This is a genomic window from Streptomyces sp. NPDC091280, assembly GCF_044768565.1.
Taxonomy (GTDB): domain Bacteria; phylum Actinomycetota; class Actinomycetes; order Streptomycetales; family Streptomycetaceae; genus Streptomyces.
In genome coordinates, this window is the sequence record NZ_JBIVUZ010000010.1 from 470,921 (window position 1) to 482,262 (window position 11,342).

The 11,342-nt window shown below is 68.7% G+C and carries 8 protein-coding genes and 1 pseudogene; 3 read left to right on the forward strand and 6 right to left on the reverse strand.

Annotated elements, in window-relative coordinates; all coding sequences use genetic code 11:
• Both ACIQPR_RS30610 and ACIQPR_RS30615 read left to right on the forward strand, forming a co-directional pair.
• On the forward strand, positions 1–2,762 hold a 2,762-nt coding region (locus ACIQPR_RS30610; RefSeq protein WP_403654804.1), incomplete at its 5' end, for an ATP-binding protein.
• Positions 2,759–3,343, forward strand: a complete 585-nt coding sequence (locus ACIQPR_RS30615; RefSeq protein WP_403654806.1) for a two-component system response regulator — start codon at positions 2,759–2,761, stop codon at positions 3,341–3,343. The genes ACIQPR_RS30610 and ACIQPR_RS30615, both read left to right, overlap by 4 nt.
• A gap of 24 nt (positions 3,344–3,367) precedes the next feature.
• Here ACIQPR_RS30615 and ACIQPR_RS30620 read toward each other — a convergent pair whose 3' ends face one another.
• On the reverse strand, positions 3,368–5,251 hold the full coding sequence (locus ACIQPR_RS30620) for an AMP-dependent synthetase/ligase (protein ID WP_403654808.1): 1,884 nt from the start codon (positions 5,249–5,251) through the stop codon (positions 3,368–3,370).
• A 250-nt stretch (positions 5,252–5,501) separates the two neighbouring features.
• A complete protein-coding gene (lepA, locus tag ACIQPR_RS30625) occupies positions 5,502–7,376 on the reverse strand; it encodes a translation elongation factor 4 (RefSeq protein ID WP_403654810.1) in 1,875 nt (624 codons plus the stop codon).
• A gap of 278 nt (positions 7,377–7,654) precedes the next feature.
• Between lepA and rpsT the strand changes: the two genes are divergently transcribed.
• Positions 7,655–7,921, forward strand: a complete 267-nt coding sequence (rpsT, locus tag ACIQPR_RS30630; protein ID WP_019074070.1) for a 30S ribosomal protein S20 — start codon at positions 7,655–7,657, stop codon at positions 7,919–7,921.
• A 286-nt stretch (positions 7,922–8,207) separates the two neighbouring features.
• On the opposite strand, the gene holA is transcribed toward rpsT, so the two are convergent.
• From holA to ACIQPR_RS30650, 4 genes and pseudogenes are all read right to left on the reverse strand, one after another.
• Entirely contained in the window at positions 8,208–9,197 is a 990-nt protein-coding gene (gene holA / locus ACIQPR_RS30635; RefSeq protein ID WP_403654812.1) for a DNA polymerase III subunit delta, read from the reverse strand.
• 175 nt (positions 9,198–9,372) lie between these two features.
• Positions 9,373–9,618 carry a hypothetical protein gene (locus ACIQPR_RS30640; RefSeq protein ID WP_403654814.1) on the reverse strand — a complete coding sequence of 82 codons (246 nt, stop codon included), beginning with the start codon at positions 9,616–9,618 and terminating at the stop codon, positions 9,373–9,375.
• Between the two features lie 28 nt (positions 9,619–9,646).
• Positions 9,647–10,453: an arylamine N-acetyltransferase gene (locus tag ACIQPR_RS30645; RefSeq protein WP_403654816.1), complete on the reverse strand. Its 807-nt coding sequence runs from the start codon at positions 10,451–10,453 to the stop codon at positions 9,647–9,649.
• Between the two features lie 161 nt (positions 10,454–10,614).
• Positions 10,615–11,250: pseudogene (locus ACIQPR_RS30650) on the reverse strand (ComEC/Rec2 family competence protein); the annotation flags it as partial.
• Positions 11,251–11,342 lie beyond the last annotated feature (92 nt).

Consider the following 11,342-nt stretch of genomic DNA (forward strand, 5'->3'; position numbering starts at 1 on the left):
TCGGCACCGAGGGCAACCTCGGCGGGCAGGCGCAGGTGCGGGGCGTCAGCGGGGTCTGGAAGGACCTCACCGACAACGTCAACTTCATGGCCCTGAACCTGACGTCGCAGGTCCGCAATATCGCCCAGGTGACCACCGCCGTGGCCAACGGCGACCTGTCGAAGAAGATCACCGTCGACGCGCGCGGCGAGATCCTCGAACTGAAGGACACCGTCAACACGATGGTGGAGCAGCTGCGCGCCTTCGCCGACGAGGTGACCCGGGTGGCCCGCGAGGTCGGCACGGACGGCCGACTCGGCGGCCGGGCCCAGGTGTTGGGCGTCTCGGGGGTCTGGCGGGATCTGACCGACAACGTCAACTACATGGCGGACAACCTGACGTCGCAGGTCCGCAACATCGCGCAGGTCGCGACGGCGGTGGCGCAGGGCGACCTGTCGAAAAAGATCGACGTGGACGCGCGCGGCGAGATCCTGGAGCTGAAGACCACCATCAACACGATGGTCGACACCCTCTCCTCGTTCTCCTCCGAGGTCACACGGGTGGCCCGCGAGGTCGGCTCCGAGGGCCAACTCGGCGGCCAGGCACGGGTGGAGGGCGTCTACGGCACCTGGAAGCGGCTGACGACCAATGTGAACGAACTCGCGCTGAACCTCACCACCCAGGTCCGCGCCATCGCCGAGGTGGCCTCGGCGGTGGCGCAGGGCGACATGTCCCGCTCGATCACGGTGGAGACGCAGGGCGAGGTCACCGAGCTGAAGGACAACATCAACCTGATGGTGGCCAACCTCCGCGAGACGACCCGCGCGAAGGACTGGCTGGAGTCCAACCTCGCCCGCCTCGCCGCGCTGATGCAGGGCCACCGGGACCTGATGGAGGTCGCCGACCTGATCCTGCGCGAGCTGACCCCGCTGGTGAACGCGCAGTACGGGGCGTTCTTCCTGGCCGACCCGGACGACGACAGCCTGCGAACGGCCATTCCCGCCAAGGGACTTGCCTTCATCGCCGGGTACGGCTCGGCGCAGGGCGCGACCGTCGACACGGGCGGGATGCCGGTGCACGGGCTGGTGCGGCAGGCGGCGCGGGAGAAGAAGCGGATCCTGGTGGAGGAGGCCCCGCCGGACTACATCAAGATCAACAGCGGGCTCGGGGAGGCCGCCCCGGCGAGCGTGGTCATCATCCCGATCATCTTCGAGGACCGGCTCCTCGGCGTCATCGAACTGGCCTCCTTCTCCCGCTTCTCCGACGTCCACCTCGCCTTCTTCGACCAGTTCGTGAACACCATCGGGGTGGCGATCAACACCATCATCGCCAACTCCCGTACGGAGTCCCTGCTCGGCGAGTCCCAGCGCCTGGCGATGCAGTTGCAGGAACGTTCGGACGAACTCCAGAAGCAGCAGGCCGAGTTGCAGCGCTCGAACGCCGAACTGGAGGAGAAGGCAGCCCTGTTGGCGACCAGCTCCCAGTACAAGTCGGAGTTCCTGGCGAACATGAGCCACGAGCTGCGCACCCCGCTCAACTCGCTGCTGATCCTGGCCCGGCTGCTCTCCGACAACCCGGACGGCCATCTCTCCGACCAGGAGGTGCAGTTCGCGACCACGATCCACCGCTCCGGCTCCGACCTGCTCCAGCTCATCAACGACATCCTCGACCTGTCGAAGATCGAGGCCGGCCGGATGGACGTACGCCCCAAGCGGCTGCCCCTCATCAAGCTCCTGGACTACGTCCACGCCACGTTCCGCCCGCTCACCCTGGACCGGGGGCTCGCCTTCGAGGTGTCGGTCGGCGAGGACGTACCGCGCGAGATGTGGTCGGACGAGCAGCGGCTCCAGCAGATCCTGCGCAACCTGCTGTCCAACGCCATCAAGTTCACCGCGACGGGACGGGTCGAACTCCGCGTCAACCGGGTCGAGGACCCCGACCACCGCTACTCCCACGACAGTGACGAGGTCATCGCGTTCGCCGTCACCGACACCGGCATCGGGATCGCCGCCGAGAAACTCCCGGTGATCTTCGAGGCGTTCCAGCAGGCCGACGGCACCACCAACCGCAAGTACGGCGGCACGGGCCTCGGGCTGTCGATCAGCCGGGAGATCGCCGGGCTGCTCGGCGGCCGTATCGTCGCGGAGAGCGAGCCGGGCAGCGGCTCGACCTTCACGCTGTACGTCCCCGTCGTCAGCCCCGGCCACACGGCGAACGGGCGGACCTCCGAGGACCGCGAACTGCCCGCCATGGACGAGCAGTTGACCACCGAGGCGTTCACCGGGCACGAGGTGGACGACTCCTGGCCGACGCCCACCAAACTGGAGGCGTGGAAGGCCGGCCGGGCCGGTCAGGTGCTGCCGGGGCGGCGGGTGCTGATCGTGGACGACGACATCCGCAACGTGTTCGCGCTCACCCATGTCCTGGGCCGCGTCGGCATGCCGGTGCTCTACGCGGAGAACGGCCGCGAGGGCATCGAGACCCTGGAGCGCAATCCCGACGTCGAACTCGTGCTGATGGACATCATGATGCCGGAGATGGACGGCTACGAGACCATCGCCGCCATCCGCCGCGCCCCGCGCTGGACCGGGCTGCCCATCGTCGCGCTCACCGCCAAGGCGATGCCCGGCGACCGGGAGAAGTCCATCGCGCGGGGCGCCAACGACTACGTGCCCAAGCCGGTGGACGTGGACCAGTTGCTGACCGTCGTCTGCGCACTCCTGGACCCCGAGGCCGTGACCGGGGAGGAGCCGGGGACCACGAGCGAGGCACCGTCGCCATGAGCACCGCGGAAGCCACCGCAGAACGCGCCAGCATCCTCCTGGTCGACGACATGGAGGACAACCTGATCGCCCTGGAGGCGGTCCTCGCGTCCCTCAACGAGCCGCTGGTACGCGCCCGTTCGGGCGAGGAGGCGATGAAGGCGCTGCTGCGGCAGAGCTTCGCCGTCGTCCTGCTGGACATCCGGATGCCGGGCATGGACGGGTTCGAGACCGCGGCCAACATCAAACGCCTCGACCAGACCAAGGACGTCCCGATCATCTTCCTCACCGGCAGCGACTCGGACGCGGGCTACGCGTTCCGGGGCTACGCCACCGGCGCGGCGGACTATCTGACCAAGCCCTTCGACCCCTGGGTGCTGCGCGCCAAGGTCACCGTCTTCCTCGACCTGCACCGCAAGAACCTGCAACTGGAGCGGATGCTCGCACGCGAACAGGGCCAGTTCGACGAACTGGCCCTGCGGCTCAAGGAGATAGAGGCCCGCATGGCGGCGAGCAGCGTCGACGAGGTGGTCGAACTCCGGCACCAGGTACGGCAGATGGAGCGGCTGGTGCGGGAGATGCAGCGGGGACACGGCCGTTAGGTCCGCGCCCCCGGCGCCGACCGGTCAGGCCTCGCGTGAGCCCGCGTACATCTCGTCGATCAGGTGCTTGTACTCCCGCTCCACCACCGGGCGCTTGAGCTTGAGGCTCGGGGTGATCTCGCCGTGCTCCACGTCGAGGTCGCGCGGGAGGAGACGGAACTTCTTGATGGTCTGCCAGCGCTGGAGACCCTCGTTGAGCTCCGTGACGTAGCCCTCGACCAGGGCGACCGTCGTGGGGGCGGCGACGACCTCGGCGTAGGACCTGCCTTCGAGGCCGTTCTCCTTCGCCCAGTCCAGGATGGACGGTTCGTCGAGGGCGATGAGCGCGGTGCAGAAGTTCCGGTCGGCGCCGTGCACCAGGATGTTGGAGACGTACGGGCACACGGCCTTGAACTGGCCCTCGACCTCGCTCGGCGCGATGTACTTGCCGCCGGACGTTTTGATGAGGTCCTTCTTGCGGTCGGTGATGCGCAGATAGCCGTCCGGGGACAGCTCGCCGATGTCGCCGGTGTGGAACCAGCCGTCCGCCTCCAGGACCTCGGCGGTCTTCTCGGGCAGCCCGTGGTAGCCCTCCATGATGCCGGGGCCGCGCAGCAGGATCTCGCCGTCGTCCGCGATCCGCACCTCCGTGCCGGGCAGTGGCTTGCCGACCGTGCCGGTGCGGTAGGCCTCACCGGGGTTCACGAAGGAGGCCGCGGAGGACTCGGTCAGGCCGTAGCCCTCCAGGATGTGGATGCCGGCGCCGGCGAAGAAGTAGCCGATCTCCGGCGCGAGCGCCGCGCTGCCCGACACACAGGCGCGCAGCTTGCCGCCGAAGGCCTCGCGGATCTTCGCGTAGACCAGCGCGTCGGCCACCTTGTGCTTGGCGGCGAGACCGAAGGGCGCGGTGGCCGAACCGGTGCGGCGGAAGTTGTCCTGGGTCACCTTGGCGTACTCGCGGGCGACCTCCGCCGCCCACTGGAAGATCTTGTACTTGGCGGCGCCGCCGGCCCGCGCCTTGGCCGCGACCCCGTTGTAGACCTTCTCGAAGATGCGCGGAACGGCCGCCATGTACGTCGGCTGCACGATCGGCAGCTGCTCGATGATCTTCTCCGGCCGGCCGTCTACGGCGGTGACGTGCCCGATCTCGATGTGCCCGGACGTGAGCACCTTGCCGAAGACGTGCGCCAGCGGCAGCCACAGGTACTGCACGTCCTCGGGGCCGAGCAGCCCGGTCGCGGCGATGGCCTTCGCGAGGTAGGACCAGTTGTCGTGCGGGAGACGGACGCCCTTGGGGCGGCCGGTGGTGCCGGAGGTGTAGATGATCGTCGCGAGCTGGTCCTTGGTGATGCCCGCGATCCGCTCCTTGATCGCCTCCGGGTTCTTCTCCAGGTACGCGGCACCGCGCTGCTCCAGCTCGGCCAGGCTCAGCACCCAGTCGCCGGTCTCCGCGGTGTCGACGCCGGTCGGGTCGATGACCACGACATGCGTCAGCTCGGGCAGCTCGGCGCGCTTCTCCACGGCCTTGGCGAGCTGCGCCGCGTCCTCCGCGATCAGGACCTTGCTGCCGGAGTCGGCGAGGATGAACGTCGACTCGTCGGCGTTGGTCTGCGGATAGACCGTGGTCGTGGCGGCGCCGGCGCACATGATGCCCAGGTCGGCGAGGATCCACTCGATCCGGGTGGCGGAGGCGAGCGCCACCCGCTGCTCGGGCTGTACGCCCAGTTCGATCAGTCCGGCCGCGATGGCGAAGACCCGCTCGGCGGCCTGCGCCCAGCTCAGCGACTTCCAGTCGTCGGGGCCCTCGCCGGAGGCCGCGGGCACCGGGTGCCGGTACGCCTCGGCGTCCGGCGTGGCCGCCACCCGCTCCAGGAAGAGGCCCGCGACGGACGGCGGACGGTTCTCGATCAGGGTCTGTGTGTCGCTCACGACATCCTCCGGGGCCCGCGACGGTGCGGCTGGCTCAGTGCTACGGCTGTTGTTTAACTCGCGAGTAACTATCGAGCAGTGATCAGAGTAAGGCGCGACCGGCCGGTGCGTAAGGGGCGGCGGACTGTCGCTTCCTACAGAGCCAGAACGCGGGGCCCGCCGCGCCACCGCGCGACGGGCCCCGGAAAACGCCTCGGCCCCCTCCGGAATCCCGGTGTACAGGCCCGTTACTTGTTGCTGCTTCCTGCTCCTACTTCTTGCTCTTGGCGCCGCCACCGCTGTCGTCGCTGGAGAGCACCGCGATGAACGCCTCCTGGGGAACCTCCACGGAACCCACCATCTTCATCCGCTTCTTGCCCTCCTTCTGCTTCTCCAGCAGCTTCCGCTTGCGGGAGATGTCACCGCCGTAGCACTTGGCGAGGACGTCCTTGCGGATGGCGCGGATCGTCTCGCGGGCGATGACCCGGGAGCCCACGGCGGCCTGGATGGGCACCTCGAAGGCCTGCCGCGGGATCAGCTCCCGCAGCTTGGCGACCAGCCGCACGCCGTACGAGTACGCCGCGTCCTTGTGCGTGATCGCCGAGAAGGCGTCCACCTTGTCGCCGTGCAGCAGGATGTCGACCTTGACCAGGCTGGACGCCACCTCGCCGGTGGGCTCGTAGTCCAGCGAGGCGTAGCCGCGGGTCTTGGACTTCAGCTGGTCGAAGAAGTCGAAGACGATCTCCGCGAGGGGCAGGGTGTAGCGGATCTCCACCCGGTCCTCGGAGAGGTAGTCCATGCCGAGCAGGGTGCCGCGCCGGGTCTGGCACAGCTCCATGATCGAACCGATGAACTCCGAGGGCGCGAGGATCGTCGCCCGCACCACGGGCTCGAAGACCTTGTCGATCTTCCCCTCGGGGAACTCGCTCGGGTTGGTGACGGTGTGCTCGCTGCCGTCCTCCATCTCGACGCGGTACACCACGTTCGGTGCCGTCGCGATGAGGTCGAGTCCGAACTCGCGCTCCAGCCGCTCCCGGATCACGTCCAGGTGCAGCAGCCCGAGGAAGCCGACCCGGAAACCGAAGCCCAGCGCCGCCGAGGTCTCCGGCTCGTACACCAGCGCGGCGTCGTTGAGCTGGAGCTTGTCCAGGGCGTCGCGCAGCTCCGGATAGTCCGAGCCGTCCAGCGGATACAGCCCGGAGAAGACCATGGGCTTGGGGTCCTTGTACCCGCCGAGCGCCTCGGTCGCCCCCTTGTTCAGGGTGGTGATGGTGTCACCGACCTTGGACTGCCGGACGTCCTTCACACCCGTGATCAGATAGCCGACCTCGCCGACCCCGAGCCCGTCCGCCCCGAGCATCTCCGGCGAGTTGGTGCCGATCTCCAGCAGCTCGTGCGTGGCGTTCGTCGACATCATCCGGATCCGCTCACGCTTGTTGAGCTGTCCGTCGATGACCCGGATGTACGTCACGACACCGCGGTAGGAGTCGTAGACCGAGTCGAAGATCATGGCGCGGGCGGGCGCGTCCGCGTTGCCGACCGGCGCCGGGATCTCCTTGACCACCTTGTTCAGCAGCGCGTCGACACCGAGCCCGGTCTTCGCGGAGACCTTGAGCACGTCGTCGGGGTCGCAGCCGACCAGGTTCGCCAGCTCCTCCGCGAACTTCTCGGGCTGCGCGGCCGGCAGGTCGATCTTGTTCAGTACGGGGATGATCGTGAGGTCGTTCTCCATCGCCAGGTAGAGGTTGGCGAGGGTCTGGGCCTCGATGCCCTGGGCGGCGTCCACCAGCAGCACGGTGCCCTCGCAGGCGGCGAGCGACCGCGAGACCTCGTACGTGAAGTCGACGTGCCCCGGGGTGTCGATCATGTTGAGGATGTGGGTGGCACTGCCGTCGCCCCCGTCGGTGGGGGCCCACGGCAGACGCACCGCCTGGGACTTGATCGTGATGCCGCGCTCGCGCTCGATGTCCATGCGGTCGAGGTACTGAGCACGCATCTGCCGCTGGTCGACCACTCCGGTCAGCTGGAGCATCCGGTCGGCCAGGGTGGACTTGCCGTGGTCGATGTGCGCGATGATGCAGAAATTGCGGATCAGCGCCGGGTCGGTACGGCTCGGCTCGGGCACATGGCTGGGGATCGCGGGCACGCAGGGTCCTGATTCTTGAGGCGTCCGCAGTGTCTGCGGTCTCGGGTCGGATCGATACGTAGGCTCCATGGTCCCACGCGTGGGAGGTGCGGTCCGGTTTGGGCCGGTGCGAGCCGGTAACCGATGGGCCCGCGGAAGCCGGTTTGGGTGGGCCGACACGCTGCTGGTAGCCTGGGTGGCTGTGTCTCATGCCCTCTCACGCAGGAGACACACCCCAAGAAAAATCATCGGCCCGGGACCCGTGCGGCCCCGTGCCAGAACCTGCAAAGGCTCATTTCGTGGCGAACATCAAGTCCCAGATCAAGCGGATCAAGACCAACGAGAAGGCTCGGCTGCGCAACAAGGCCGTCAAGTCCTCCCTGAAGACCGCGATCCGCAAGGCCCGCGAGGCCGCTGCCGCGGGTGACGTCGAGAAGGCCACCGAGTACCAGCGCGCTGCCGCGCGTCAGCTCGACAAGGCCGTCTCGAAGGGCGTCATCCACAAGAACCAGGCCGCCAACAAGAAGTCGGCGCTTGCTTCCAAGGTCACCGCGCTCAAGGGCTGATCCTTCCGCACTTGCCTCGGCCCGCGCTCGCGCGGACCGGACCAGTAGCAATCCACCGTGAGGACAACGTCGAGCCCTCTACCTCGATTCACGGACAGACATCGTGGTCGCCACGCCACGTACAGTGCCCCCGGACCCACTTCGGGGGCATTGCTGTTTCTCCGGCCAGGTGCGTGGCCGGCTCGTCCTCCGACTGAGGACAAGCTCTGAGGGCAGCTCGTCCCCTGACTGAGGGCAGCTCATCCCCTGGCTGAGAGCAGCTCGTCCCTTGACTGGGGGCAGGGGGTCAGGACTGTCCCCGGGACCGGGCGGCCCGGGCGATCGTGACGACCGCCTTCTCCAACGCGTACTCCGGATCGTCCCCACCGCCCTTCACTCCCGCGTCCGCCTCGGCCACCGCCCGCAGCGCGACGGAGACCGCGTCCGGTGTCCAGCCCCGCATCTGCTGCCGCACCCGGTCGATCTTCCACGGCGGCATCCCCAGCTCCCGCGCCAGATCCGCCGGCCGACCGCCACGCGCCGACGACAGCTTCCCGATCGCCCGCACTCCCTGCGCCAACGCGCTGGTGATCAGCACCGGCGCCACCCCGGTGGACAGCGACCACCGCAGCGCCTCCAGTGCCTCCGCCGCCCGGCCCTCCACGGCCCGGTCGGCGACCGTGAAGCTCGACGCCTCGGCCCGCCCCGTGTAGTACCGCCCGACGACCGCCTCGTCGATGGTCCCCTCGACGTCGGCGGCCAACTGGGAGACGGCGGACGCCAGCTCCCGCAGATCGCTGCCGATGGAGTCGACGAGCGCCTGACAGGCCTCCGGCGTCGCGGATCTGCCGGTCGCCCGGAACTCGCTCCGCACGAACGCCAGCCGGTCCGCCGGCTTCGTCATCTTGGGACAGGCCACCTCCCGCGCACCCGCCTTGCGCGCGGCATCGAGCAGCCCCTTGCCCTTGACCCCGCCCGCGTGCAGCAGCACCAGGGTGATCTCCTCGGCGGGCGCCCCGAGATACCCCTTCACGTCCTTGATCGTGTCGGCCGACAGATCCTGCGCGTTGCGTACGACCACGACCTTGCGCTCCGAGAAGAGCGACGGGCTGGTCAACTCGGCGAGGGTGCCGGGCTGAAGCTGATCCGAGGTCAGGTCACGTACGTCCGTGTCGGCGTCGGCGGCCCTGGCGGCGGCCACCACCTCCTGCACGGCACGGTCGAGCAGGAGGTCCTCCTGGCCCACGGCAAGGGTCACCGGGGCGAGAGGGTCGTCATTCGCAGTCTTCTTGGCCATCTCGTAAAGCATCGCACGCGGCACTGACAACGAGCGGGGGGGCGGGGGGATCGGAGTGGGTGGATGGCGAAAGGGGCGGATCGCGGAGGGGTGAATGGTGGAGGGGGTGAATGGCGGTGGGGGTGGATGGCGGTGGGAGCGGTGGGCCCTGGAGATGAGCGTGCGCCCGTGACTGTTACGGCTCCTCGCGCCAGCCGTCCCACTCCCCCGCGAACGCGTCCAGCTCACCGGGGTCGAGCCGTCCCTGCTCGTCCCGCAGCACGAGCAGCCACTGCGCGTCCTCGGCATCGTCCTCGCCGGCCAGCGCGTCCCGCACCAGCTGCGGTTCCTCGTCGAGGGCGAAGCGCTCTCCGAGCACCTCCGCCGCCTCCTCGGCCGCGTCACGGTCGGGCAGCACCAGCACATGTCTCACATCACTCACGAGGACATGTTCCGGTACGACAACCCCCTCACGCGAACTCACGCAGCGTCGGCACCGACTCCAGCTCGATCCCGAACCGCTCCCGATACACCGCCAACACCTCGTCGTCCTCGACCAGTTCACGCACCTCCCGCTTCCCGTACGCTCCCGTCACCGTCAGACTCCGACCACTGAGCGTGATCCTTCCGCCGTCCTCCGTGAGCCGCGAGCACACCAGTGACCGGGTGAAGTGCGACACGGGCGAGGTGCTGTGCCACCACGCCCCGGCCACGAAGTCACCGAGCACCCGGGGCCGCACCTCCAGCCGGTACTCGGGCTTTCCGTTCCGGATCACGTCCAGGTCCGTCTGCCCGACGTCCCCGTCACCGGCTGACGCGGCGACCCTGAACGTGCCGCCGGGATCCTCCTGTTCGCCCCTCTCCTCATAGGCCAGCGGATAGTGGCTGTGCGTCCCGAACCCCACGTCGGCCAGCCACACACTCCCGTCCTCCGCCCGTACCCGCAGCGCGAGATGGTCGTACGGGATTCCCAGGTGCCCGCCGTCCCCGTGGACCCGCGCCGCCAGCAGCGCGACCTCGAATCCCAGCGCGGCGAGCAACGCGCCGAACAGTCCGTTCAGTTCGTAGCAGAACCCGCCCCTGCCCGCGCCCACGACCTTGTCCAGCAGCCGCTTCTCCTCCAGCACGATCTCCTCTCCCAAATGAACCGACAGATTCTCGAAGGGCACGGTCTGTAGATGGCGCAGGTGCAGCTCGCGCAGAACATCGACGGTGGGCAGGGCCGGGCGCGGGACTCCCAGCCGGCGGAGGCAGGCATCAACCTGTGCGGGATTCATGCCACCAGTCTCACGCCGACCCCTGCGAAACGCCTGCGGCGGCTTGGCTCGACGCCGGGGAGGTCCGGGGTCACCACCAATCCCACGTCATCCCCAGTCCCGTGTCATCCCCAGTCCCGTGTCATCCCCAGCCCCATGTCGTCCTCAGTCCCATGTCGCCCTCAGTCCCGTATGACTCGCAGCGCGCCCCCCGCGCCTTCCACCGCCAGGGCCCCGTCCAGGTCCGTCCGTAGGACCACCGCGCCCAGCGCGCGCAGCGCCGCGACCGTGCTGGGGGCCGGGTGCCCATAGGGGTTGTCCTCACCGCAAGAGATGAGCGCCAGTCGCGGGGCCACCCTGCGTATCAGGTCCGGGTCCTGGTACGCCGAGCCGTGGTGGGCGACCTTGAGGACGTCCACATGTCCCAGCAGCGCCGCCGCCGGTGATCTCAACAGCTCCTGCTGGGCCGGGGGTTCGAGGTCCCCGAGCAGCAGGATTCGCAGCCCGGCGGTCCGGACGAGCAGGGTGACACTCGCGTCGTTCGGGCCGTCCTGGACCGGTGCCTGTTCCGGTGCCTGTTCCGGTGCCTGTTCCGGTGCCTGTTGCGGTGGCGGCCACAGCACCTGCCAGGAGAGCGGACCGGCGCGTCGCTCTTCGCCCGCGACAGCCCGGGTGATCGGGATGTGCCGTCCGGCCGCCGTTCTCCGTACGAACTCGGCCTGGTCCGCGGGCTCTTCGAAGGACGTCGTCTCGATCGCGCCCACCGATCGGCCCCGCAGCACCCCGGGCAGTCCCGCGACGTGGTCGGCGTGCAGGTGTTCTCCACCGTTTGGATCTCTCATGAGAGGCGACGGCCCTGGTGTATCGGGGTTTGCTGCGTGTCGTGGTGGTCTGCGAACGTGGCGAGTTG